Source organism: Mucilaginibacter sp. KACC 22063 (assembly GCF_028736115.1).
In the GTDB taxonomy this organism is placed as follows: domain Bacteria; phylum Bacteroidota; class Bacteroidia; order Sphingobacteriales; family Sphingobacteriaceae; genus Mucilaginibacter.
The window spans coordinates 342,842-368,149 of sequence record NZ_CP117877.1 but is presented as its reverse complement, the minus strand read 5'-3'; the positions used below and the strand labels follow the sequence as shown (position 1 = coordinate 368,149).

Below are 25,308 nucleotides of genomic sequence, written 5' to 3'. Positions count from 1 at the left end.
TCCTCAAATTATAATTACATGTCCAATTAATGAGAAAAAATGAACATGTGTGCTGTTTGTGTTCATTTTTCCCATGAATTAATTATCTGTTCATGTAGTAACAAAAGACAAATATTAGTTAGCCACAATATATTAATTTACAACTCCAAAATTTGAAATGTATAATTTTTAATAGATAATCGAATATTTTTCGACTATCTATTGATTATTTTGCATACTGCAAAATATATTGTAATTTTGCAATCAGATAAACGAATATATTAGTTTATCTGATTATTTTCTTACATGATGATATGGATGTTAACCAAAATATCAGAGAATATTCTTCGCAGCCACTGACGCATCAGTTAATGATGTCCTTCTTAAAGGATTACAAGCGTCCAAATGATAAAATCAAGTCACTTCGAGCTGAAGGAGTTCTCGAATCCATAAAAAAGGGATTGTATATCGCCGGGCCTAATATTAAGGGGCGAAAGCCGGAAAGCGGATTACTGGCTAATCATATATATGGCCCAAGTTACGTTTCGCTGGAAACCGCCTTATCTTACTATGGCCTCATTCCTGAGCGGGTATATGAAACCGCTTCTATGACAACAAAATCATCCAAAGAATTTAATACTCCTGCTGGAATATTTACTTATACACACCTGCCTTTACCCTATTATGCTTTTGGATTAAGTATGATTAAGTTGTCAAAGGATCAACATGCCATATTTGCATCCCCTGAGAAGGCATTATGTGATAAAGTTGTAAGTACATCAGGCATCTTGCTAAGAAGTATTACGCAGGTTACAGCATATTTGTTGGAAGATTTAAGGATCGAAGAATCATCTTTGAAAAATTTTGATATCAAGAAAATGGAGAGCTGGGTATCGGATGCCCCCAAAAGTGATAGCTTAAATATGCTTATTAAAATGATTAAAAATTTATGATCAAGGAGTGGATAGAAGAATATAAGCCAACCAATCAGCAGGATGCCAACGATGCTTTGAGGGAAGTCATGCAGGAAATTGCGCTGGCTGGACTATCACGTGCCGGTTTTTTTGAAAAGGCAGCGTTTTATGGTGGTACCGCTTTAAGAATATTTTATGGCCTCGACAGGTTTTCCGAGGACCTTGATTTTTCACTGCTAGCTGCTGATCCTCAGTTTTCATTAGGTAAATACCAAGACGCTATTATCAGTGAATTCAGTTCGCTTGGAATGCAGGTAGCGATAAGGGAAAAGCAAAAAACAAATTTGACCAATATAGATTCCGCTTTTTTAAAGTCTGAAACGATTTGGAAAGAACTTGTGCTGGAGAATATTATTCCACAAAGCGGTCTTAATCAAGTAGCTAACATCACAATAAAGATTGAAGTAGACCGTGAACCGCCTTTGGGGTTTGATACTGAAGAAAAATTATTGTTGCGACCTGCATCATTTTATGTAAAGTGCTTAACACTTCCTAACCTTTTCGCAGGAAAGATGCACGCTTTGCTATTCCGTAAGTGGGGTAAAAATGTTAAAGGCAGAGATTGGTATGATATGGAATGGTATATCCGGAAAGGCATACCGCTTAATTTAAGTCATTTTGTGATCCGGGCAAAGGACAGCGGAGATTGGGATAAAGACGAAATCACAGAGGCGGAATTTAGAGAATTGCTTAAACAAAAAATTGATGCTGTAAAAATGGATTATGTAATAAATGATATCAGGCGTTTTATAAAAGACCCGAAAGTGCTCGACATTTGGTCTCCCCAGTATTTCCATGACCTGGTGAGTAAGCTGAAGGTACTATCATAATTTTTCAGGCATTCTGAACATCTACCTTGGTGTTTAATTAATGAATCAATAAAGGGCATAAATGACTTATTGAAGGCTAATGAAATGATTAATTTGATTAAACAGGAGATTTATCCAAAAATGCCAAAAATTCCTATTGCGTCATTCGTAAAGTCTTCGATAAAAGCAATAAGGATAGGCCTGTAAACCAGCGCGTTAAAGGCAGGGTTCATGGTTTTTAGGGACAGTTGCTTTCATCTATTTAGTCATTAAAAACCATATTATCTATTTGATTTACAGTGCCTTAATGGATGTATAAATTAAATGTGCCAATATCTTGCTAACAGACTTTTTTCGTTGCAAATTGTTAGTTTCCGAAAGAAATTGTACATTTACGTAACGATTTAGAGTCATTCCAGCAGTAATTGCGTGATTCGTAAAGTACTTGATAAATACATTTGTAACATATTGATAATGAGATTGTTGTGAATAAAGTTCATGACCCGTCCATTCCGCAAAAAAAGACCAGTCCGGTCCGAAAAAAGCCTCATTTGTTGAGGCTTTTTTCGTTTAATAAGCTACTCAAGTGGATTTTTGAAAAATCATTAATTAAGTTTTACTGATCATAGGTTTTACTGGATCAAGCAGAATAATTTACTTGATCCCAATTCAGGCTTCGCGCCCTTCAGCGTGCCACTGCACAGTTGCAGCAACTCCTCGCTTAATTGAAAGAAAATCGTTTGTGTTTTGACCGGGGATAAGGTGAGTTGCAGAAAAACGCCTGGCCATTCTTCAAAGCATGGATGAGTTGGAGATCTGCCTGCAGTGATCGTTTTTATCGCTCTTGTTTGCTTTAAATTTCCGTACGAGTACTTCCGGTCGTGACAGACGTCATCATTCGGAGCGAGATTAAAAAAATAGCGATTTCTTTTTGCTGGCTCGTGCCAGCAGTTTACGGTAAAACCAATATTTGAGCAATTCGGCAAAAAACATATAAGCAACCACAAGCAGGGTTACCCAGCCATACAGCCTCACCGGTAGAGGCGTAAAGCCAAACCACCTGGCCAGCGGAGAAAAAGGAATCAGGCACACGACTAAAACGATCACGCTACTGGCAGCCAGCAGGGCATTGCCGGGCAGGCTCCGGAAGAAGGTTTTGCGGGTACGTACCACCAGCACGATCAGTACTGCTGAAATAACCGACTCAGTAAACCAGCCGGTTTGAAATACTGCTTCATTGGCATTAAAGAACAGCAGCAGACAGCCAAAGGTAAGGTAATCGAATACAGAACTTAGTAACCCAAAGGTGAGCATAAACCGGCGGATAAAAGCCATATCCCAGTGTTGTGGCGAAGCAAGTTGGGCGCTGTCTACCCGGTCGCTTGCAATAGCCATTTCCGGGAAATCCGTCAGCAGGTTGGTCAGCAGCACCTGTTTCGGCAGCAAAGGCAGGAACGGCAGGAAAAGCGAGGCCCCGGCCATGCTAAACATATTCCCGAAGTTGGCACTGGTGGTCATGAAGACGTATTTCATCGTATTAGCAAAAGTTTTACGCCCTTCTTCAATTCCATCCAGTAAAACCTGCAAGCCGCGCTCCAGAAGTACAATGTCTGCCGCCTCCTTGGCTACGTCGACCGCGGTATTTACCGAAATGCCTACATCTGCGGCATGCAGGGCGGGGGCGTCATTAATGCCGTCGCCCATAAAGCCAACCACGTACCCGGCTTTCTTTAGCAGGAGAATGATACGTTCCTTTTGATTAGGCTCTACTTCAGCGAAAATATCCGTACGCGGAGCGGCGTGCAGCAGGGCCGCCTGGCTCATTTGGCGCATGTCAGCCCCGGTCAATATCCGTGGATCGGGGATCTGCAGCAGTTGTGCAATATGTCGGGCGATCAGGGCATTATCACCGGTGATGATCTTCAGATGTACGCCGGTTTGTTGCAACTGGGAAAGCGTGGCGGCGCTGTCGGGTTTCAACGGATCGAACAGGGTGATAAAGCCCAGGAAAGTCATCGCTGACTCATCCTCCCGGGTGATCTTGTGATGGTCCGGGATCGGCGTAGAGGCCAGTCCTAACGTTCGGTAGCCACTTTGGCTTAGTTCCTTATAACGTTGTAACAAGCCGTGTTTGGTCTCTTGTGTCAGTGGTAGGGTTCCGCCGTTACTTTCCCAGCTGGAACAGCTGTCCAGAATGGCATTAAAAGCACCTTTGGTAATCATTCGAGATTGACCAGCTTCCTCCACCTGTATACTTAACTTTTTGCGGTAAAAGTCGTATGGTATCTCTGCCGTAGCCGGCGGATGTGTGGCGTCACCTGAATAGGCCTGGCAAATAGCTTTGTCGATGGGGTTGTGAAAGCCTTGTTGCAATGCGGCATTCAGCCAGGCGTCTCGTAAAACACGTGAGCTGGGCTGACCATCGCAGTCCAGTGCATCGTTCAGCACCACATTACCTGCAGTAATCGTCCCCGTTTTATCCGTACATAGTACATTCATACTGCCGAAGTTCTCAATGGCTGAAAGCCTTTTAACCACCACCTGTTTTCTGGCCATCTTTCTGGCACCCGTTGCCAGGTTAACACTGATAATGGCTGGTAACAATTGCGGCGTAAGCCCTACTGCCAGTGCCAGTGAAAACAGAAAAGAGTCCAGCACCGGCTTATGTAGCCAAACGTTTAAGGCAAAAATGATGATGACCAATAATAATGTAATTTCCATCAGCAGATAGCCGAACTTTCGGATACCCCTTTCAAAATCAGTTTCAGGTATAGCACTTTCCAGACTTGCAGACAATTTGCCGAACTCGGTTGCTGTACCGGTAGTAATTACCAGCGCACGCGCAGTTCCGCTTACCACATGGCTGCCCATGAACAAAGCGTTTGTTCTTTTAGACAAAGGGATATCAGCGGGTACCACGCCGCAGGATTTTTCAACAGGAAAAGTTTCCCCGGTAAAGGCCGCCTCATCAACAAAAAGCGCCGATGCCAATAACAACAGACTATCTCCCGGGATCAGGTCGCCAGCAGATAATTGCACAACATCTCCAGGAACAACAGCCGTTACCGGGATGCTTACCGGTTGGCCATCCCGGACTACAATACAATTCAACTGCACTATCCGGAGCAGGCTCCTGATCGCCTGAGCAGCACCTTTTTCCTGCCAGAAACCCAGGAAGCCGCTGAGTAGAACGATGCCAAGGATGATGATTGCATCTGCCGTATCGCCCAGGCCCGCCGCCAGCAGGGCCGCTATGATTAGCAGGATAGTAACCGGGCTTTTAAATTGTGACAGTAACAGCAAGATCAACTGTCGGGAAGTTTTTGATTTTATAGTGTTCGGCCCAAAAGTCCGGAGCCGCCCGGCTGCTTCCCGGCTCGATAAACCACCTGCATGGGCGCCCAGCCGGTTCAGTGCCGCCTGGATATCCACGTTCCAAAATGGAAATGATGCATCAGCTTTCGTTTGCATGACATGTCGTTATAGAGGAAATAACAGTATGGGTATACTGATACCTGCCGGTAACTGACTGGTCAGGCGCTCGCCGATGATTTCTTTAAAGTGAACCCTGTGATTGATCAGAACAAGCAGGTCATTATGGAGGCCGTTGATCAGCACATCCAGCGCCCGGTGGATGTCGGGCTCCTGAATATTATTAAAGGTTAGCGCACTGCCAGGTAACTGGCGCCTAATGTCTGCAAATAGCCGTAATCCGTAACTTTCAACTATTGGAACCAGTCCTTTTTTGCTGAAATGAGCAAGGGAAAGCCCCGCCTGCGTAGCGATCGCCCATTCGGACAGATAGCGCATAATGTTCTGACGGCAATACCGGAGATCTGCCATATAGGTGATACGGCGAACCCAATCACCAGACCAGTTTTCCGGCACCATTAACAGCGGGCAACGCAGCCGGTTAAGCAGGCTTTGAAAATCAAGTGGGGAATAGCCGGGCGGCATCTTGCCGCAACCCCTGATAATCATCCAGCAATCGGTACGCAAGGCCATGTCAGCCATGGTACTTGCATCAGTTACCGGGAACTCCTCAAGGGAAATAACCGGCTGGAAACCATCATTCAGCTGCTGCAATAACCGGGAAAGCCGGTCAGTTTCAGGTTGCAAACCTTCCTCGACCAAACCGCTGGCGCCGGCCAGTACCCTGGCGGGGTGTGCCTTGGCCTGGCCATAAGTTTGAACTATCAGGATCTCCGCCTGCATGGCTTTCACCACCTGCAGCGCCAGTTTTGCAGCCAAACCTACGGCTGTTGAACCATCATTGATGAGGAGGATCTTTTTCATACTTGCTTGCATTGTTTAAGTTCAAATTGGCAATCTGTGCCGGCAAAACATGCCCTCGTCATCCTGTCCCATGCGGCTGCTCACCGTAAAGTTCCTGGTAATACTGCCTGGCCAAACGATCACTTTCAAAAGCCGGATTGATATGGTCGAAAGCAGTGCGGGCCATCTGAAACCAATCTTCCGGGCGGTCATAATACAGGGGCAGCACCCGTTGCACCAGCACTTCGGACAAGGCCCTATTCTCCCATTGGTCCTTTTCCGTTTCCGTCAGTTCCGGCGGGGCGGTGGGGATGCAAAAACAATTGACCTGGTCACGGGCAAACTCCGGAACCCAACCATCCGGGATGGTCAGGTTGATCGTTCCGTTCATAGCTGCGGTCATGCCGCTGGTTCCCGAAGCCTCATGATATAAGCGCGGTGTATTCAGCCACACGTCGGCACCGCGCTTCAAAACGCCTGATAGCTGCAGTTCATAGCCTGTCAGCACCGCACAGTTCACAAAAGCGCCTGTGCGGTCGATAAGCCGGTTAAACTGTGCTATGCCGCCTTCGTCGCCAGGATAAGGCTTTCCCGCCCAGATCACCTGGACCGGGTACCTTATCTGGGAAACCAACTGAACGAAACGGTCCCAGTCCAACATCAGCAATTCGGGCCGTTTATAGCCTGCGAAACGACGCGCCCAAACAATGGTCAGCACATCTTCCTGAAATAATTTGCCGCATTGATCCGCTACGATCTGGAATAATTCGCGCTTGAGTTCTTTTTTGCGCTTACTGAATTCCCTGACGTCATTGCGCTGAATAGCTCCGCCTAAGGCAGCATCCGCCCAATAGTCCTGGTTTTGCGCATTCGTGATCGCGATGATGGGGCAGATGCCGGTGTTACCATCCCACATACGGCTAGCCACCTGCGTATGCATTTGAGATACACCATTGGCTTTACGCGCGAATTTCAGGGCGGAGAGTGTGTAGTTGAATTGATCTCCGCTGATCTGAAGCAGGCCGCGCACCTGCGCCTGGTTCAACCGGTAGAAAAAAGACATCGTATCCAGCAATGCAAAACTGTGTGCTTCATTTCCGGCCATCTCTGGCGTATGCGTTGTAAAAACAACCCTCTTTTTTACATCTGCGAGGTTCCTGAACTTATCGTACAAGTAAAAGTTCAGCGCGACGGCATGGCCTTCATTCATGTGATAGACATCCGGGGTCAGCCCCAGGATATCCAGCAACATAGCTCCACCGATACCTAAAACAATATTTTGTGCAATACGCGTCTCCTCATTGGCATCGTACAGTTTATAAGTGATCGATCTGGACAGCTCGTCGTTTTCAGGGATGTCCGTACTCAGCAAAAACAATGGCGCACTTTTGAAAGTCTCCGCCGGGAGCAGGTAAGCCTTAACATGCACGGGCGCCTGGTGAACGGTAACGGTAAACATAATACCGGTGTCCTTCAGAAAAGAATAATGTTTTTCTATAAAAACGCCCGTCATGTGGTTGGTCGTATCGCGAACCTGATCATAGTAGCCATATTTCCAAAGCAGCCCGACAGCGATGAAATCTTGTTGCAGATGATAGGCACTGCGCAGGTGCGAACCCGCCAAAAAGCCCAGGCCGCCGGCATAGGTCTTAAGCGACTGGTCGATAGCATACTCCATGGCAAAATAAGCAACCGCTGTACGGTAAGGTGCTGCGGGTGTATAGCCGAGTAATTCCGTTTTGTCCATATCAGTCGTCTTTTTTAGGCTGCCTGGTAATCATAGCTTTTAATTTTTCCGGTATCGGCCTGCAGCCACAATTTTGCTGATGCGCCACATGCCAGATGATCCGCTGGTCCTGGGTTGCATTTTTCGGCATGACGTTCGCCGCATGCCAGCCTTTATTGATCTTCATGATCTGATATATTAAGATGCAGGTGTCCATTTCCAGTCCTTCACCTCGGGCATGTCGTCCAAATGCTGCCAGATATATTGATGGTGTCGCTGCAGCATGGATTGGCAATAGGTCAGGAAGTTGTCGGCCCGGGTCTGAACGATCCCTATACGCTTTACCGCTTCCATTGCCAGGTGATAGCGGCTCATTTCGTTAAGCACCACCATATCGAAAGGTGTGGTGGTTGTCCCCTCTTCCATGTAACCACGTACGTGAAAACGCGCAGGGTCGGGTCGCCCGTGTACCAGGTCGTGAATAATGCGGACATAGCCATGAAAAGCGAAGATCACATGCGCGGTATCGGTGAACAGGCTGGTAAATAATTCATTGCTCATACCATGAGGGTGATACGCCTGCGGTGACAGCGACATGAGATCGATGACATTGACAACACGCACTTTCAGTTCGGGCAAATGGTGCCTCAGCAGCCAGGCTGCCGCCACCGTTTCCAGCGTCGGTACATCACCGGCGCATGCCAGTACGATATCCGGCGCATCATCCGCCGAGTTTCCTGCCCATTCCCAGGCCGAAGCGCCCTGGGCAACATGCTTTACCGCATCATCGATATTCAGCCATTGCAGTTCCGGCTGTTTGCCGGCTACGATCACATTAATATAATCACGGCTGCGCAGGCAGTGATCCATTACGCAAAGCAGCGTATTGGCATCCGGCGGCAGGTAGATACGTGCTACCGCACTTTTTTTATTCACCACGGCATCAATGAAACCTGGCCCCTGGTGGCTGTAGCCGTTATTATCCTGACGCCAGACGTGGGAGGTCAATAAGTAATTCAACGAAGCCACCGGTTTGCGCCAAGGTAATTCAGCTGCTGTTTTCAGCCATTTGGCATGCTGGCTCATCATCGAATCTACAATGGTCACAAAGGCCTCGTAACATGGGAATAAGCCATGCCTGCCCGTCAACAAATAGCCCTCCAGCCAGCCTTCACACAAGTGTTCGCTTAAAACTTCCATCACGCGTCCGTTAGCATTCAGGCTGACATCGGTAGGTAATGTTTTTTCCATGAAGCAGCGTTCCGTCACTTCAAAAACGGCTTCCAAACGGTTGGAACTGGTTTCATCCGGACAGAAAAGCCTGAAGTTCTGCGTGTCCGCATTTAGCGAGAAAACATCCCGGATATATTTACCAAGGTTACGGGTACTTTCCGCTTCCGCCACGCCGGGTGCAGATACCTTAAGCGCGTAACTTTCCGGTTGAGGTAATTGCAGTTCTTTCAGCAATAGACCGGCATTAGCAAAGGGCTGCGCACTCATACGCTTCTGACCAGTGGGCGCTATTTCAGCCAGTTCCGGCAACAACCTGCCACTTTCGTCGAAAAGCCGTTCTGGCTGGTAACTTCTCATCCAGTTTTCTATGTACGCCAGCTTGTCCGCATCCTCCCTTACCCCTGTTAAGGGTACCTGGTGCGACCGGAACGTGCCTTCAATGGGCAGGCCGTCCCATTCCTTTGGCCCTGTCCAGCCCTTGGGCGTGCGTAAAATGATCATCGGCCATTGCACGTGATCCGCAGCGTCTTTAACGCGGGCACGGTCTTGAATTGACCGTATCCTGCGATAGGCTTCATCGAGCGTGCCCGCTAATTGATGGTGAACAGCTATCGGATCATCTCCGGTTACGAATAAAACATCGTAGCCATAGCCGCAAAATAGCTGGGTTAGTTCCTCATCACTAAACCTGGCCAGCACTGTCGGGCCGGATATCTTGTAGCCGTTTAAGTGAAGGATAGGCAATACTGCTCCGTCACGCACCGGGTTTAAAAAGTTGATTGATTTCCAGCTTCCCTCCAGCGGGCAGGTTTCGGCCTCGCCATCACCAACTACACAGGCAGCGATCAGGCCGGGATTGTCAAATACCGCCCCAAAGGCATGTGCCAGTGAATAACCGAGCTCGCCACCTTCGTGGATGGAGCCGGGTGTGTGCGCACCGACATGGCTTGGGATACCTCCCGGTGTGGAGAACTGTCGGAAAAAATGGTTCATCCCTTTTTCATCCGGCGTTACTTCGGGATATAACTCGGAGTAAGTGCCTTCCAGGTAAGTGTGCGCGATAATAGCCGGCGCACCATGCCCCGGGCCACAGATGTAAATAATATCGGCATCGGTATTTTTGATGAGCCGGTTTAGGTGCACGTAGATCATATTTAAACCCGGAGACGTTCCCCAATGGCCTAAAAGGCGTGGCTTAATATCTTCTGCTTTAAGCGGTTCCTTTAGAAGAGGATTGGCCTGCAGATAGATCTGGCCCGCAGACAGGTAATTAGCGGCCTGCCAATAAGCATGTATCTTTTGAACCTCTCTTTCATTTAACGTATTCATGCTGCTAATGATTATTAATTAAATGCTAAGCGTGCCTGGAACCGCAGTTAATCGCCAGTATGAAGGCATCGTCAGTTAATGTTATACATCGAAATTATCGGGTTATTGGCGATAAAAATATGACGGCGCTCACCGGCAGAAGTGATCTGTTAGCGTTTGACAGGGGAAGCTGAGGTTTTAATAACGCGCTTCCTCCATTTGATCAGCTCAAACCATACTGCGGCAATAAATCCGGTGATTGCACTAAGCCCCAGTCTGTCGGCTGACAATGGCGCGAAACTAAAAAAACTGGCTAAAGGGTTAATGTAGATCAGTGCCACAGCAAGTATAATGGTTGCCCCGATGATGTACAACACGAGGTTGTTTTTATAGCTGATGGTGGTGAACAACGAATAATAAAATGATCGGTTCACCAAGGTAAGCCAGATATTTGCGGTAATCAGGCAGATAAATACCATGGTGCGGGTAACCGCTTCGTTGAAGCCGTTACTAACGGCGTACCGGTAGATGAGCAGCGTTGCTGCTGTGATCACCAGCCCCTGTACTACACTTGTCGCTAATTCTTTCCAGTTAAAAAAGGTGCTGCTGAACGGCCGGGGCTTTTGCAGCATGGTATTTTTTTCCATCGGCTCGTTCTCATAGATGATGGAGCAGGTAGGCCCCATGATCAGCTCCAGGAAAATAATATGTACCGGCGAAAATATATTAGGATATATCCAGCCAAGTGCCAACGGTATGAAAACGGTCAATATGATAGGGATGTGAATGGAAATAATGTATTGTATCGCCTTTTTCAGGTTGGCATAAATACGCCTGCCCATGGCAATGGCCTCAACCATCTTAGACAGGTCATCTTCCAATAAAATCAGTGAGGCTGCATCTTTAGCGATCTCCGTGCCCTTTTTACCCATCGCAATACCAATGTGTGCCGCTTTTAAGGCAGGCCCGTCGTTAACACCATCGCCGGTCATGGCCACAATCTCATTCCTGTCTTTCAGCGCGTTGATGATCCTTAGCTTGGCATCCGGAAACATCCGGGTAAAAATAGTCACCGCTTCCACATCGTCCTGAAGTTCCTGATCAGACAGCTGCATCAGCACCTCCCCGCTAAGTGATCGGCTATCCCCCTGAAACGCGATCTGACGGGCGATAGCGCCGGTAGTTGCCGCATTATCGCCTGTGATGATCTTCACTTTGATCCCGGCAAGGTAGAAACCTTGCAGTACCGACTGGATGTTTTTTTTAGGCGGATCATAAAAGCCTACCAAGCCCTGGAACGCAAAACGAAAGTCCTGCTGCCTGGCCGGGAAATTACTACCGCCGAACGTTGCCTCGCCAACGGCCAGTACCCGGTAGCCTTTATCCGCCAGGGCGGTGATTGCCACCCCGATTTGTGCTTTTTGGGCTTCTGTTAAATCGCAGACCGCCAGCAACGCTTCTGGTGCGCCCTTAGCCGCGATGATGCGTTCGCCGTTTTTATTCTCAAATAAATGTGTCATCATGGGTGGCTGGCCGCCCAGGGGATATTCATGGACCATCTGGTAATCTGGTCGCTCATCCCGGAGACACGAACCCGCATAAGCTTCATGCAATGCGATTTCCATCGGGTCGAATGGTATCGGTTCGCTTGCCCACATGGCCAGCCTGACCAGGTTCAGTTCCGGTCCGCCAGGCAACTTTTCACTGGCATCGGTCAAACGATCTGCTTGCAGTGTATACACTTTAGCCAGGCTCATTTTGTTTTCCGTGAGCGTGCCAGTCTTATCCGTACAGATGACGGATGCACTGCCCAGAGTCTCTACTGTTTTCATTTGTTTAACCACGATGCCCATTTTCATCATCCGCCAGGCACCCAGCGCCATAAAGGTGGTAAATGCTACCGGGATCTCTTCGGGCAGGATGCTCATCGCGAGTGTCAGCGCTTTGATCAGGCTATCCAACAAGTTTGGCGAACGGAAATAGTTGATGCTCCAGACGCCCGCAAATACGATCAGTCCAGCGATCACCATTTTTTTCACAAAATTGCTAATCTGCAGTTCCAGTGGTGTTTTTTCGTCTGGTATGTCTTCCAGGCTTTTACCAATTTTGCCCAAACGCGTTTGGTTGCCGATAGCGGTTATGGTAGCGATAGCCAGGCCGCTGGCGACGGTTGTGCCGTGAAAAATAAAATGGTCTGCCGCTGCGCTATCTTTATATACCGCAAGGGATTCGCCGGTAAGCACGCTTTCATTGACGGAGAAATCATTGGCATGTGCGATCACGCCATCCGCCATGATTAAATTGCCCTCTTCAACCATCAGACTGTCGCCAACGACCAATTCTTCACTTTTTACCGTTGTGACGGCGCCGTTGCGGATCACTTTGCATTGAGGTTGTGAGAAATCTTTTAATTTTTCAAGCGCATTGCGGCTTCTGGAGTCCTGGAACAAAGAAATGCCGGCAACCAGTATAATTGCCGAGGCCAGGAAAGCACCGTCACCTGTTTTACCGCTGATAAAATAAACACAAGCCGTAACCAGTAACAGCAACACCATGGGCTCTTTGGCAATTCCACTCAGGGCACCGATAAAACCATTCGTTTTTTTAAAAGAAATATCGTTCTTTCCATAAGCCGATCTTGATCTAATCACTTCGGGGTCACTTAAGCCCTGTATACCAAAATTATTCGCTGCCATAAATTTATCTTAAACGGTGTTTCCCGCTGATTCGCCGTCAGTATTGATCATGTCAGACGGAATAACGAGCAGCGGCATAGTTGGATGATCCAAGGCGGCTTCAGTAACAGACCTATTGAACAGGCCGGAAAGCAGCCCGGCAGAGCGGTGGGTGATGGCCAGCATCGCTGGACCGTCATCTTTGCATCGGCGTTGTAGACGTCCGATCACGCCCTTGCCCTTCACATCAAAAAACGTAACCCTCGTTGTTTCAACGGCATGAACATAATTGAGGATGGCTGCCTCTTTTACCGGGTCGTCCCTTTCGTCAGGTTCGGATACATGAACAATCTCTAACAGAAGCCCTGTTTTTTTACAGAAACCGATCAGGTAATTGATTGCATTGATGTCGGCCAGTTCAAAACCGGTAGCGTAGGTCATCTTTTTAAGTGTACCTATATCAGCGCCTGGCGGAATGATCAGTACAGGGCAGCCAACCTGCCCAATGACCGACTTCGTATTGCTGCCGAAGATCAGCTGATTTATGGAGGTACTACTACCGCTGCCGATCACCACGAGGCCGACGTGGTTTTCCTGAATGATTGCCACAATATTTTTCCCTAACGAACCCGCACCGCATTGATAAAGAATTTTGGGCTCAAACCCAATATTAGGGATTCCGTTTAGGATATATTTTAATTGAATTGCTAAATGGTCGAGCCTTGCGGTAGCTTCCTGCTCACGCAAATTAAAATCTTCCACCACCCAGGGACCGCCTGCAAAACTGGTAACTATAGGGTGATTATAATAGGTATGATAGAGCAAAATGTCTGCTTTTAATTTAGGAACGATCACAGAGGCGGCTTTAGCAGCATGGTTCGCATTTTCTGAAAAATCAGTAAGCATCAGTACTGTTCGCATGGTGTATTTTTTAGACCTAATATTGGCCGTTTTCCTCTGAAAATAAATGACAAAGATCATCGATATTCCTGAGCTCAATTACTTGAGCTACTCCCTGTTCCTTTATATAGCCGCCTGGATAAACGTTATATTAATGAAGAAGCTTTTCATTGAGGTTTCGGGCAGTTATTAGCACGTTCTAATTCTGGAAACCCTGGATTGCAAACAAGGATCTGCAAAAATTCTATTGCCGATTACAAAAGTGACCAGCATCACTTTAGCGCCGTAGCCAGATCATATCGGTTTAGTCGACGTCGGTGTAATTTAGATTGGCGAATGACATTACCCTCATCAGTAAGCTAATGTTCCTTCGCTTTCAGCAATAAAATTATGTTAGGAAAACTCAATGATGCACAAATCGAGCGGCTGCTGAAGGAGCAGGTGGTTGGCCGCATTGCCTGTCAAAGCAAAGACGAGCTCTACCTGGTTCCCATTAACTATGTGTACCGTAACGGCTGCATTTATGCGCATTCCGGTGAAGGGAAGAAGATCCGCATGATGCGTGAAAACCCGAAAGTCTGCTTTGCCGTGGATGACATTAAAAGTGTTTTCAACTGGAAAAGCGTCATCGCACAGGGAACATTTGAGGAGATCATCGATATGGAAGAAAAGCAGCAGGCTATGCAGGGCATCATTCACCGGATCATGCCACTGGTCACCAAGCCGGAAGGGCATCCTTCACATGGTATCACTGAAAACGAAAGCGATGTAGGCACTAATATAGAACTGGTCATTTACAGAATCCGGCTGGGAGAAACCAGCGGACGGTTTGAGAGTGATGAGTAGCTTCGGCTGACCTGGCCTGCAAGCCCACAATCAACACCTTCTTAGATGATGATAATCAGGCAATTATATGTCTTCGATCATTTTAATCAGGCAGAGATAGTCGTAACTTCACTACAAATCCATTACCATGGTACTTTTACGATTCAATTTTGATCACCCTTTTCAGGGGAAAGTCTTACTGAGAAGCATTGATTGCGGAAACTGCTGGAGCGACATGATGCAATTTGACAGCCAGGGAAAGCATGATTTCGATATTCCACTGGATTTGCCCGGAGACGGCTGCTATCATATCCTTATCGATTGGGAACATGAAGGCCGCATGTTCTTTCATGAGACCACTGTGAAGGTTAAAGATGGCATACAAGTCGCTGAAAGTACCTACTAATCAATAACTAATAATTAAACAATACGATATGACCCGGTTATTTATAGACACTGAACTGGAAGCGGAGCTTCAGGAGGTGTATATGCAGGCCACTCATTGGCTACAGGACATTTCATTTCTGGAAACAGAAACACAATTTTTCCAGACACTTGTAGCACGCTACAAGCCTGCCGTAGCCAGCGGCCAATCGCAACCATTTGAGGAGCTGATCAAGACGCAGCAGGATAGACTAAAAACTTTAAAAGCAAGAATCCCTCAATTTTTAGCCTTTGTTGAACCCTGTCTGGATGACCTCAAAAAACCTTTGCATATTGACTTTTTGGAACGTTATAACGCGCTTCAAAAAGAACTGACCGGTTTGTTTGCTGCTGCAAAAGCCACCAAGAAGCAACTTTTCGACTATACCGGCCGCCTGCTCCCGGCGGGGCAATAAAAATAAAAAGGGTAGATAGTGTAAAGTTATTACATACCTGCACAGCAGGTCTCATAACAGATGCAAATACATAGTGGTAATCTGATATCTTTTAAGCAGCCAAAGGAATTTAAACAGCATTTCATTATTGTCCGTTGATCAAAAGGGCTTCGACCTTTTTATTAAGTTCATGGCCATGATTACTGTTCGTCATGGAAACGAAACCAGTACCGGTTTTGCGGTCGATCATAAAATTCGACTGAAAATCCTCGTTCGTGCCACCATGCGCAAATACCTCGCCGTAAGGCGTAGGTTTCACCGCAAAACCCATCGCCCAATCCGTCCAGCCAAAGTATTGGGTAATGATATGGCCGGGAGGCAACTTGATCTGCTTAGTCAGCATACGGTCGGTACTGGATTTTGACAATAATTTATAGCCCAATACAGCAGACAGAAACCGGGCATAATCCGTACACGTTGTCAGCAGGCTCGAAGCTGCGTTAACCACCTTTGGCTTCCATATCTCACGCGGCGTTTTTCCATCTTCATAACCAGTAGCCAGGCGGGTCTCCAGTCCGTCCTGCCAAACCAGATAACTCGCCTGCATCCCCAACGGAACAAACAGGTCACGCCTGATCCTTGCCCCTAAAGTGACTGCATTGGAGTGTGTGATGACGGCTACAACTTTGGCCAGGTAATCATATCCCTCTCCTGAATAAGAGAATTGCGTACCCGGTTCAAACTTAATATCCAGTTCCTGTCCACGGTTATCAGCCCGCCAGTTCGGTAGTCCGCTGGTATGTGATAAAACCATTCGTGCGGTAATCTTTTTGTAGCGCGAGTCATAGTCAAGGTCAGGGAGCGGCAGGTACTGGTATAAAGGCTTGTTCAGGTCGATCAGCCCTTTTTGGGCCAGCCAGTTTACATAATAAGCAAACAAGGGCTTGGTCATTGAAGCGGCTTCGAACAAGGTAGTGCTGGTAACCGGGCGCTTTTGTTCCAGGTTGGCATAGCCAAAATCATGCTGGTAAACCACCTGGTTATGGTTCAGGATACAAACCGCAGTCCCGGTAATCTTTAGCGAATCCATCTGCATTTGGATGTACCTGCTCAGAAAGACAGTGTCCAGTAATTTTCCGGATAATGTCATGACCTGGGCCGTTGAAGTGGCAGAATAAAATGTTATGACGAGCAGTAATAATTTACTTGTCTTTTTTAACAGGTAATTCATTGAGTAAAATTTATCAAAAGCTTCAAATTCCTAAGAGAAGCATTCATGCAGTCCTTCTTCAAATTAAGCAATAGTTAAGACATCCTCTAACTTTTACTTCCAAATTTTTCTTAAAAATAATCTATGGGTCATATAAATGTTACCAAACTTTCACATATTTGCACATCTATTTTTAATTAGTCTAAATAAATATCATGATTAAATCATCAACTTACCGAACACTGATCCTATCAGTATTTGCGTTTTTACTCCACTTTTACTCGCTTCATGCACAACCCCAGCCTGATATTTCAGCTATTGAAGGCCACGCGGTAACCACCGACGGAAAGGCAGCCCAAGGTATAAGTGTACAAATACAAAGTTTAAACAGAGGCACCGCTACTGACGAGAAAGGTTATTATATACTCCACAAACTAAAACCAGGCACTTATGAACTAACGATATCTGCAACGGGTATCGAAAAGCAGCAACAAAAAGTCACGCTGAAACCAGGCGAAACCCTGCGCTTTGACATTACGATTAACGAAAGCAGCCAGCAACTGAACGAGGTTGTAGTACGCAGCCTCAGCACAAATAAGTTTGTTCATACAGAAAGTGAGCAGGTTGCCAAAATACCTTTGGCCAACCTGGAAAACCCGCAGGTATATTCTGTTATTTCAAAAGCACTGGTGCAAGACCAGGTGCTGCTGAATAACCGTGATGTAATTAACAATGCTGCCGGTGTTTTGGCCTACAATACACCAACCGGTACGGTAAGTGCATTCATAAGAGGTTTTGATACCCGTAACGCGGTACGCAACGGAATGGTAACACAATACCGTGCCGAATCTGACCCTATTAATATCGAACGGATAGAAGTAATAAAGGGGCCTTCAGGTACGCTTTATGGCTCAAACGCCATCTCCTTTGGCGGGCTGATCAACAAGGTAACCAAAACCCCTGGCGAAGTCTCTCATACAGAGGTTTCACTAACAGGCGGCAGCTTTGGTTTAACACGCCTCACGGCAGATATTAACACCCCGCTTAACGCCGATAAAACTGCACTCTTCAGGCTTAATGCGGCGTATCATAACGAAGACAGCTTTCAGGATATTGGCCGTTACCGTAACTGGACAGCCGCGCCAAGCTTTATTTATCATGCCAGCGACAGGCTAACCTTTTGGGTAGATGCTGAACTGGCCGGTGTTACCCGCACCATGCAGCCTTACCCTTCGTTTGCATCGCAAACAACATTTAAAAGCTTTAAAGACCTGACCATTCCTTATACCAAATACATTGGCGGCGAAGATGTAGATTCTAAAACAACAGTAGCCAATCTGTTCACCAAAGCGATTTACAAACTGTCAGACCAGTGGATATCTTCAACCAACCTTAACTCCAGCAACGGCTATGTAAACTACAGCAACCAGTTGTATCCCCGCTGGCTGACGGACTCGACCATGACGCGCAACATCGGCCTTTACAGTGCGCGTACCTTAGCTTTTGTACAGTTGCAGCAAAATTTCAATGGCGACTTTAAGATCGGGAAGCTAAGAAACCGGATGGTTATTGGTGCAGACATCACCCAGACCAAAACAAAACTCGATTATACCTATACCCCTTACGATACAATTAATGTAAAGCATGACTTTGCACCACTATATGCACAAAAGGTAAATGCGCTGCTGGCCAGCCGCACCCCGGGTTTTTACAGCAATACCCAAACCAGCTACAGCGCATATACATCTGACGTGGTAAATATTACGGATCAACTGCTGGCAATGGCAAGTGTACGGGTTGACCACTTTGTTAATAAATCAGGCATCGAAAATAATCAGGCAGTAAGTGATGCTTATAATCAAACAGCAGTATCGCCAAAATTTGGGCTTATTTACCAGGTGCTGCCAAAGCAAATCAGCCTGTTTGGCAACTACATGAACGGGTTTCTGAACCAGGGCCCTGCTGATCAGCCTAACGGCACATTGCTGTCTCTTAAACCCAAGCAGGCCAACCAATGGGAAACCGGCTTTAAGGTAGATGCTTTTCAGCAAAGGCTTAACTTAACGGTAAGCGTTTACACAATTAAGGTAAATAACGCTACCTATACCGACGAAAACAACTTTACCATTCAGCAAGGGACTCAGCGCAGCCGCGGGTTTGAACTGGAACTTAACGCAGAAGTGATAAATCATTTCCACATCATAGCGGGTTATGGTAAAAACGAGAACCGCTTTTTATCCGGCGACCCGAGCCTGATAGGACGCAGGGCACAAGGCGCGCCGGCAGATCTGGCTAATCTTTGGCTTACCTATCGTATATCACAGGGCTTGTTTAAAAATTTCGGCCTTGGAGCAGGCGGTAATTATTCAAGCAAATCATACTGGGATGCGGCTAACACCATCACGCTGCCAAAATATACGGTGCTAAATGCGGTGATCAATTACAATCAGCCTAAATGGATGGCTGCCATTAAGGTAAATAACCTTACAGACCAAAAATACTGGAACCCAGACAGCCAGCCGCAGTCGCTGCGCCAATGGCTGGCCTCAGTCACCTTCAAATTTTAATTAACACCTAAGCCCCACTCACAAAACATTCACATCAACCTGAATAATTATGCGTTACCAAAACATACACAGCATTTTAATCGAAGAGAAATGCAAAGAAAAAGGTATTGACTGCCGTTTACTTACTCCTAATGATGAAGAGATATTCGTTCTGCAAAAAGATGGCCAGACCCTTTATATCAACCGTGCCATATCGCCCAGGCTTCATCATATGACGGCTGTTATCTCTGAGAACAAGATCGCAACCAATACACTCTTGTCAGCAGCGGGGCTGCCTATTCCTCCGTTTATGTTCAGTCATTCAGTTACACCTGATGTCATCAGCTTTTTTTCACAGCATCATCCCATCGTGATTAAGCCTTTTGATACCAATAAAGGTGTAGGCATCCATTTGGATATTGACACCATTGAAGAACTGGAAACAGCTTTTAATGAGGTCAGAAAGTTAAGCGAGCTGGTTATCCTACAAAAGCAGGCTAAAGGGAAAGATTACCGGGTATTGGTTATTGACCAAAAGGTAGCAGGGGTGCTTTACAATGAGTGGGCTTATGTTGTTGGCAACGGGCAGCAGAATTTAAATGAGCTTATAGCAGCAGAAAACCAGCAGCGCGATACCGTGCGTACTCCCATTTACCACCGCGCCTTTAAAATGCTTTGCCCGGTTGATTTAGCAGATGCGGAAAAAGCATTACAGCAGCAAAGCCTAACCATGAGCGACGTGCCTGCACAGGGTGAGAAAGTCTACATCAGCTCATGTGGTAATGGCTGGGCAGGTGCACTTGCCATAGATCAAACCGACCGTATCCATCCCGATAACGTTGAACTGGCCCTGCAAATAGCCCGGGTATCGCAAATTGACGTTCTGGGCATAGACTTACGTTGTGCGGATATAGCTATATCCCACAAAGAAAGTGATTTTGCCATTATTGAAACCAACATACGCCCAAGCCTGGTAGACCATGTTTACCCTACGCATGGCCAGTCAAGAGACGTGGTATCTGTTTTTCTGGATTACTTATTTAAAGAAATGTAAGCCATGAAAACAATCACTTTACCTACCGCCTTACCGCAACCAACGGCAAGAAACTTACAGGAGGCACAGCAGGAAATATTAAAACGCCTGATCCGCGCCTTTGTACGTGAAACACCGGGGATTAAAACGATACCGGCTAATGCAGTGCCAAATTACACCGATAGTTACAAGATAATTATTGATCAGCCCGCTGAAATCATATTAACCGTTAACAAAATTTTACAACCATCGGGCCGGGCCTGGATTAATGTTATACAGCACAAAGAAAACGAAAGGCATAACCTCAATATTCTGGATTTGTTGTCACTGGTCTTGAGCATTTGGCAAGCCTCAGCATCACAGATAAAGCAAATTACTGCCGAGTTGCAGAATTGCTATAACTGCATGGCATTAGCTTTCGCCTGGGAAATACAAAACATGCCACTTATTCATACCTGGATAACGTTGGTCTGCAATACCCAAAAAGACCTTAAAAAAAGACGGGATGCATTATTGTATTCTGAAGCCATCCCTTTTACCGGGCACCCGATACATGTATGTAGTAAAACCAAAATCGGCTTTACAAATGAGGATAACCTGGCTTATAACCCTGAATTTGCGCCTAAGGTAGGGCTTAAGATACTGGCGGTACATCGCAGGCATATCATAGCCAGAGGCAACTTCAATTTATGGCAACAGTATATTTCACAGGTTTTGCCAATTAGTACATTGAATGATTACGTTTATTTCCCTGTACATCCGTGGCAATACCAGCACCTGTTGCAATCTGAGCTATATGCAGACCTGCTTAACAAAAAGGAATTAATCCTTTTAAACGATATTCAACTCCATGTCCAACCCACCTTATCATTACGTACAGCAGCACTGCCGGAAGCGCCAACATTACCGCTGATGCACATTAAGGTACCTGTTGATATCCAGGCAACCAGTGTAAAAAGAACCTTGTCGCTTCGAGATCTGTACAACGGACTTATTTTCAGTGACTTTTTGAAGCAAGCCGAGACCCTGGTTCCGGCGATTATCAATGGAAGCGGGCGCATAGTAAAGGATCATTGCGCCGCTCACATTAAGGCCGATGGGCATAACAGGCCGCAACTGTCATTTATGCTTAGAGAAGACCCTTTGTGCTATGCCCGTAATGAAGAAACAATGGTAGTTGCGGCGGCGCTTTTCCATACCACAACAGCTAATCCTATACCTTTATTGGCGCGTTTCATTCATCTGTCTGGCATGCCCGCAGAGCAATACTTCATGCAGTTGTTTACGCATTTGCTCGAGTTGCCCATGCAACTCTTTCTGCAATTCGGCATTGCGCTTGATATGCACAGCCAAAATTCATTATTAGCTTTTGATCTTAATTACAACCCGGTGGCATTGGTTTACCGCGATTTGGGAAGCATACAGGTTGTTAAGGGAGTTTTTCCCTTTAATGATGAACTGATGCATTTCGAAGATATGGAAGCAACGATTATGAATAATGAGGACGCTTTTGCCGAATTGAGTCATACGCTTTTTGATCACCTTGTACAAGAGTTTGTTTTACTGGCAGACGGGTACTTTCATCTTGACCCTGACGCGCTATGGCAGCAGGTTGGTCAGCTTTGTATCCAGATCATTGACGACTGCCCTGCAAAGCCATCTGTAAAAATGCTGTTAAAGCACAAATTACAGACACAAACCTGGGCTATTAAGCCACTGCTCAAAATGCGCATTGAAGAGCGGACATTATATACACAGATCACTAACCCGATGTTTAATGCTAATATATAGCACTCAACCTGTAGAAGCTGACAAGGCACAGGGAGTCCGCTTCTACAGGCGCTTCCTTGCCTGCTCATTTTTAGGTGCGCTGGGCGATTACGTTACCCTGGCCGCTTTGGGCTGGTACGTTGTAGATACTATAGACTCTGCTAAAATATTAGGATGGATTTTCTTTGCCAGAACTGTTCCGCGCTTTTTCATGAGTTTTGTAGGCGGGTACCTGGCAGACCGTTTTGACCGCCGCCTGCTGCTGCTATTGGTATACGGCGGCCTTCTGCTGGCAACCGGGCTGCAACTGGCCGTCATCTGGCAGATCAATCACCTGCACTGGTTATTTCTGGTTGGCGTAGTGTTTTTGAGAAATGCATTCGACAGTGCAGAGCCCAGCATCCGTAATGCGATTTTACCAGATATTGTACCTAAATCTGAAATTGCAAAAGCAGTAGGGCTGTATGCTTCCAGCTTAAACCTGGCCGCTATAGTGGCCCCACTTATTGTAGGCTACACCATGGAAAGCTTAGGGTTTCGCAGGCTTTTGTTCATAGATATGCTATTGCAGTTGCCTGCATTTTTCATCTTGTTCGGTATACCGCGTATTGCAAGAGATAATACAGAAGTAAGTAACCCTAAACCGGCCGGTTATATCAATGCGCTGAGATATATCAATCGTGTTCCGCTGCTAAAATTCAGTTTGCTGCTCAGCATTGCACTCATGCTGGTACTTTTTCCGTTCTCTGCCATGATGCCGCTTTATATTAAAAATCATTTGCATTGGGATACCCGCCAGTATGGCTGGCTTAGCGGAGCAGAAAGTGCAGGAGCGGTGCTTAGCGGTATGCTGATTGCTAAAATCGGCTCTTCAAAACTTGAAAAGGCGTGGCAATGGATCGGGCTGGCCGCTTGCTGTTTGTTAGTCATCCTGAGCTTTATTTCAAATAACATTTCCGTGTTTGTCATCATCTTTCTGTTAGGCCTGTTCAGCCAGCTTTTCAGAAGTATCAGCCGTATCCGATTTCAATTGCATACCCCTACTGCAATCAGGGGAAAGGTTATGGCCGTCATTATCTCAGACAGTGGCTTTGTTTCGCTCGGGTTATTGATCTTCACCCAAATCAGCAGCCTTCACTCCATCACAATGGCGTTTAAAATAATGGGGATAGCAGGTTTAACCGCGATTTTAGTTATTTATATCATTGCTCAGAGCCGCAAGCCATCAACAGGTAATCGTATTTAACCTTAAGGGTAAATACGTCTGTGCTTATAAATAAGCTGTGGTTTGAACTCACCGGTAGTCTATATAATAGAAAGTATTGGGTAAAGGCTGATCTCACGATCGCACTCGAAACGCAGAAAGAATGCCTGAAGCTACAAAACTATCTTTTAAGGTATGGGAATCGTTGTATGCGAGCCATAACTATAAGTTGATGTCATGTTTAATCGAATTTTCTTAGATTTTGGATTTTTTTCAGCATAAGCCATTATTTGGTAGGTTTTATCTCTGATCAAATCAAGCCTAAATGATTCCCCTATATTTAATGATACAAGGAATTGGTTATCATGATCCCAGTTACCAGAATAAGGCCACGTATAGACCATATCATACACATGTATTATTGAATTATCATTATTCACGAGGGTAACAGAGCTTCCGGTATCAGGCATAAAACTTTTTATTGAAGATATGAATTATTTTGCTTGCTTCCGAATTAAATTCACTGAGGCTTCATTATCCCACCAATAAGACTTACTTACACAACCTATTGGTAGCACTTAGCTAATCTCAAAGCAAAGCCCCCTGAAAGTGTATACCTTCAGGAGGCTGCTTAGTTTATAAATACGTGCAGTATTCTGCGTGCTACTTAAACATTTGAGGATATAATTTACCATCGGTACCCTGCAAATCGACACCGGCAAGTTTACTTATCAATGGAGCGATATCAACCATATTCATTACAGGTATCACTACTCCCTTTTTAAGTCCGGGGCCAAATGCTACAAAGCCTGTTTGTATTTGCCTATGGTCCGGGTAAAAACCATGCGTTCCATGTATGCCTTTTAATTTTTCCAGTAACAAATCGGCCCTGTTGCCAATAGTTGTTCCGTTTATACCGCTAATGGCTAAAGAAACATTAGGATCGGCGCCAACCTTTGTTAATTCTGCTTTGCTGATGACCTGGTAATAAGACTTAACCGAATCAGGTTGTTGGGCAAGTATACTTTCTACTTTTTTAAGCGTAGCCTTATCCTTACTATCTTTTAACTGTAAAAACGATGACCCGCCCGATGAGTGAAACTGTGCTTTCCAGTTTCCTGTTTTTATATCAGTGATCAGGCCTGCCTGTTTTAGCAGATAATTTGGATTAAAGCCTCTGTAAATATTTTCAAAGCCATGATCGCCTAGTACGATGATCAACGTACTATCTGCAATGTTGGCTCTGTTCACACTTTCCAACAGGGTTTTAATTGCACGGTCGGCACCGGCAACCGATGCTTTCACCATGTAATGATCGCGGCCATATTCATGCTCGTAATGATCGGTACAAGCCAGGTGAATTGCCGTAAAGTTTGGCTTATACTGCCTGATGATATATCCTGCAATACGAGCGGCATTCTCATCCTGTATCAATTCATTTTTATTGGCATTAAAGTCATCTGCGGTAAGCAGTCCTGTTGCCTTCTCCTGCACTTCAGCCCATAAAGATGCGGGCTGTGTATTAGCAGCTGTGTATGCCCTGGCATCGCTCATGTCCTTATAATTCCAATATTCCGGGATGCGGTAATCTATCGGGGCATTAACCGTTACTGGCCAGCGTACACATGCCGTTTTTTTGCCGGCCTTGTGCATAGCATCCCATAGGGTGGGAGATTTGATTAACTTATAATCCCAGTACCATATACCCGTTACACCTTCCGGCTCGAAAGGGGTATTGTAATAAATACCATGTTTGGCGGGTGTTACACCGGTTACCATGGTGGTATGATCGGGATAAGTAACTGAAGGAAAAACGGGATTTAAGCCTTCGGCAGCCACACCATTTTTCATCAGCTCTCTTACAGTAGGCATAGCATAAGTACTATCCAGGTAAAATTCGGGCCTGAAACCGTCAATCGTTACCAGGATCACATACTTAGCCGGTGCAGACTGCGCACCAGCTTTAACGCTTACGCCTGTCAAAATCGCCAATAGTGCGATTGCATATCTAAGTATTTTCATA

General features: G+C 46.0%; 18 protein-coding genes. 9 read left to right on the top strand and 9 right to left on the bottom strand.

Translation table 11 applies throughout. From position 1 onward, the window contains the following. Positions 1-293 precede the first annotated feature (293 nt). Together PQ461_RS01665 and PQ461_RS01660 are read left to right on the top strand one after the other, a co-directional pair. The gene (locus tag PQ461_RS01665) at positions 294-932 is read left to right on the top strand and encodes a type IV toxin-antitoxin system AbiEi family antitoxin domain-containing protein (RefSeq protein ID WP_274207890.1); all 639 of its coding nucleotides are present in this window, start codon (positions 294-296) and stop codon (positions 930-932) included. Further along, the gene (locus tag PQ461_RS01660) at positions 929-1,783 is read left to right on the top strand and encodes a nucleotidyl transferase AbiEii/AbiGii toxin family protein (RefSeq protein WP_274207889.1); all 855 of its coding nucleotides are present in this window, start codon (positions 929-931) and stop codon (positions 1,781-1,783) included. The genes PQ461_RS01665 and PQ461_RS01660 overlap by 4 nt, the downstream gene beginning before the upstream one ends. 888 nt (positions 1,784-2,671) lie before the next feature. Here the strand turns inward: PQ461_RS01660 and mgtA are convergent. The 7 genes from mgtA to PQ461_RS01625 form a co-directional block, all read right to left on the bottom strand. Further along, the gene (gene mgtA / locus PQ461_RS01655) at positions 2,672-5,233 is read right to left on the bottom strand and encodes a magnesium-translocating P-type ATPase (RefSeq protein ID WP_274207888.1); all 2,562 of its coding nucleotides are present in this window, start codon (positions 5,231-5,233) and stop codon (positions 2,672-2,674) included. 9 nt (positions 5,234-5,242) lie between these two features. Beyond that, on the bottom strand, positions 5,243-6,058 hold the full coding sequence (locus tag PQ461_RS01650) for a universal stress protein (protein ID WP_274207887.1): 816 nt from the start codon (positions 6,056-6,058) through the stop codon (positions 5,243-5,245). A 58-nt stretch (positions 6,059-6,116) separates the two neighbouring features. Beyond that, a complete protein-coding gene (gene glgP / locus PQ461_RS01645; RefSeq protein WP_274207886.1) occupies positions 6,117-7,784 on the bottom strand; it encodes an alpha-glucan family phosphorylase in 1,668 nt (555 codons plus the stop codon). Between the two features lies 1 nt (position 7,785). Beyond that, positions 7,786-7,950, bottom strand: coding sequence for a hypothetical protein (locus tag PQ461_RS01640; protein WP_274207885.1), 165 nt, complete (start codon positions 7,948-7,950; stop codon positions 7,786-7,788). 11 nt (positions 7,951-7,961) lie between these two features. Continuing rightward, on the bottom strand, positions 7,962-10,325 hold the full coding sequence (locus PQ461_RS01635; protein ID WP_274207884.1) for a phosphoketolase family protein: 2,364 nt from the start codon (positions 10,323-10,325) through the stop codon (positions 7,962-7,964). A gap of 149 nt (positions 10,326-10,474) precedes the next feature. Continuing rightward, positions 10,475-13,000, bottom strand: coding sequence for a cation-translocating P-type ATPase (locus PQ461_RS01630; protein ID WP_274207883.1), 2,526 nt, complete (start codon positions 12,998-13,000; stop codon positions 10,475-10,477). Positions 13,001-13,009: 9 nt separating this feature from the next. Further along, complete coding sequence (locus PQ461_RS01625; protein ID WP_274207882.1) at positions 13,010-13,900, bottom strand: universal stress protein; 891 nt, start codon at positions 13,898-13,900, stop codon at positions 13,010-13,012. A 369-nt stretch (positions 13,901-14,269) separates the two neighbouring features. Between PQ461_RS01625 and PQ461_RS01620 the strand changes: the two genes are divergently transcribed. The 3 genes from PQ461_RS01620 (at position 14,270) to PQ461_RS01610 (ending at position 15,543) form a co-directional block, all read left to right on the top strand. Further along, positions 14,270-14,725, top strand: coding sequence for a pyridoxamine 5'-phosphate oxidase family protein (locus PQ461_RS01620; RefSeq protein WP_274207881.1), 456 nt, complete (start codon positions 14,270-14,272; stop codon positions 14,723-14,725). Between the two features lie 127 nt (positions 14,726-14,852). Next, the gene (locus PQ461_RS01615; RefSeq protein WP_274207880.1) at positions 14,853-15,110 is read left to right on the top strand and encodes a hypothetical protein; all 258 of its coding nucleotides are present in this window, start codon (positions 14,853-14,855) and stop codon (positions 15,108-15,110) included. Between the two features lie 28 nt (positions 15,111-15,138). Beyond that, positions 15,139-15,543, top strand: coding sequence for a hypothetical protein (locus PQ461_RS01610; RefSeq protein WP_274207879.1), 405 nt, complete (start codon positions 15,139-15,141; stop codon positions 15,541-15,543). A gap of 124 nt (positions 15,544-15,667) precedes the next feature. On the opposite strand, the gene PQ461_RS01605 is transcribed toward PQ461_RS01610, so the two are convergent. Next, positions 15,668-16,753 carry a serine hydrolase domain-containing protein gene (locus PQ461_RS01605; RefSeq protein ID WP_274207878.1) on the bottom strand — a complete coding sequence of 362 codons (1,086 nt, stop codon included), beginning with the start codon at positions 16,751-16,753 and terminating at the stop codon, positions 15,668-15,670. A gap of 194 nt (positions 16,754-16,947) precedes the next feature. On the opposite strand from PQ461_RS01605, the gene PQ461_RS01600 reads away from it, so the two are divergent. The 4 genes from PQ461_RS01600 to PQ461_RS01585 are packed head-to-tail and all read left to right on the top strand — an operon-like array spanning position 16,948 to position 23,327. Beyond that, positions 16,948-19,299 (top strand): TonB-dependent receptor, encoded by a 2,352-nt coding sequence (locus PQ461_RS01600; protein ID WP_274207877.1) that lies wholly within the window; start codon positions 16,948-16,950, stop codon positions 19,297-19,299. Between the two features lie 49 nt (positions 19,300-19,348). Continuing rightward, positions 19,349-20,332: a hypothetical protein gene (locus PQ461_RS01595; RefSeq protein WP_274207876.1), complete on the top strand. Its 984-nt coding sequence runs from the start codon at positions 19,349-19,351 to the stop codon at positions 20,330-20,332. A gap of 3 nt (positions 20,333-20,335) precedes the next feature. Then, positions 20,336-22,102, top strand: coding sequence for an IucA/IucC family protein (locus PQ461_RS01590; RefSeq protein ID WP_274207875.1), 1,767 nt, complete (start codon positions 20,336-20,338; stop codon positions 22,100-22,102). Further along, on the top strand, positions 22,089-23,327 hold the full coding sequence (locus tag PQ461_RS01585) for an MFS transporter (protein WP_274207874.1): 1,239 nt from the start codon (positions 22,089-22,091) through the stop codon (positions 23,325-23,327). Before PQ461_RS01590 ends, PQ461_RS01585 begins: the two co-directional genes overlap by 14 nt. Before the next feature lie 621 nt (positions 23,328-23,948). Here PQ461_RS01585 and PQ461_RS01580 read toward each other — a convergent pair. Further along, on the bottom strand, positions 23,949-25,307 hold the full coding sequence (locus tag PQ461_RS01580; RefSeq protein ID WP_274207873.1) for an alkaline phosphatase family protein: 1,359 nt from the start codon (positions 25,305-25,307) through the stop codon (positions 23,949-23,951). Between the last annotated feature and the right edge of the window lies 1 nt (position 25,308).

Excerpts from the sequence above, each read along its gene's own strand:
- PQ461_RS01585 (WP_274207874.1), top strand. The coding sequence starts at position 22,089 with ATGCTAATATATAGCACTCAACCTGTAGAAGCTGACAAGGCACAGGGA.
- PQ461_RS01615 (WP_274207880.1), top strand. The coding sequence starts at position 14,853 with ATGGTACTTTTACGATTCAATTTTGATCACCCTTTTCAGGGGAAAGTC.
- PQ461_RS01620 (WP_274207881.1), top strand. The coding sequence starts at position 14,270 with ATGTTAGGAAAACTCAATGATGCACAAATCGAGCGGCTGCTGAAGGAG.
- PQ461_RS01600 (WP_274207877.1), top strand. The coding sequence starts at position 16,948 with ATGATTAAATCATCAACTTACCGAACACTGATCCTATCAGTATTTGCG.
- PQ461_RS01630 (WP_274207883.1), bottom strand. The coding sequence starts at position 13,000 with ATGGCAGCGAATAATTTTGGTATACAGGGCTTAAGTGACCCCGAAGTG.
- mgtA (WP_274207888.1), bottom strand. The coding sequence starts at position 5,233 with ATGCAAACGAAAGCTGATGCATCATTTCCATTTTGGAACGTGGATATC.
- PQ461_RS01650 (WP_274207887.1), bottom strand. The coding sequence starts at position 6,058 with ATGAAAAAGATCCTCCTCATCAATGATGGTTCAACAGCCGTAGGTTTG.
- PQ461_RS01640 (WP_274207885.1), bottom strand. The coding sequence starts at position 7,950 with ATGAAGATCAATAAAGGCTGGCATGCGGCGAACGTCATGCCGAAAAAT.
- PQ461_RS01605 (WP_274207878.1), bottom strand. The coding sequence starts at position 16,753 with ATGAATTACCTGTTAAAAAAGACAAGTAAATTATTACTGCTCGTCATA.
- PQ461_RS01580 (WP_274207873.1), bottom strand. The coding sequence starts at position 25,307 with ATGAAAATACTTAGATATGCAATCGCACTATTGGCGATTTTGACAGGC.
- PQ461_RS01665 (WP_274207890.1), top strand. The coding sequence starts at position 294 with ATGGATGTTAACCAAAATATCAGAGAATATTCTTCGCAGCCACTGACG.
- PQ461_RS01610 (WP_274207879.1), top strand. The coding sequence starts at position 15,139 with ATGACCCGGTTATTTATAGACACTGAACTGGAAGCGGAGCTTCAGGAG.
- PQ461_RS01595 (WP_274207876.1), top strand. The coding sequence starts at position 19,349 with ATGCGTTACCAAAACATACACAGCATTTTAATCGAAGAGAAATGCAAA.
- PQ461_RS01635 (WP_274207884.1), bottom strand. The coding sequence starts at position 10,325 with ATGAATACGTTAAATGAAAGAGAGGTTCAAAAGATACATGCTTATTGG.
- PQ461_RS01625 (WP_274207882.1), bottom strand. The coding sequence starts at position 13,900 with ATGCGAACAGTACTGATGCTTACTGATTTTTCAGAAAATGCGAACCAT.
- PQ461_RS01590 (WP_274207875.1), top strand. The coding sequence starts at position 20,336 with ATGAAAACAATCACTTTACCTACCGCCTTACCGCAACCAACGGCAAGA.
- glgP (WP_274207886.1), bottom strand. The coding sequence starts at position 7,784 with ATGGACAAAACGGAATTACTCGGCTATACACCCGCAGCACCTTACCGT.
- PQ461_RS01660 (WP_274207889.1), top strand. The coding sequence starts at position 929 with ATGATCAAGGAGTGGATAGAAGAATATAAGCCAACCAATCAGCAGGAT.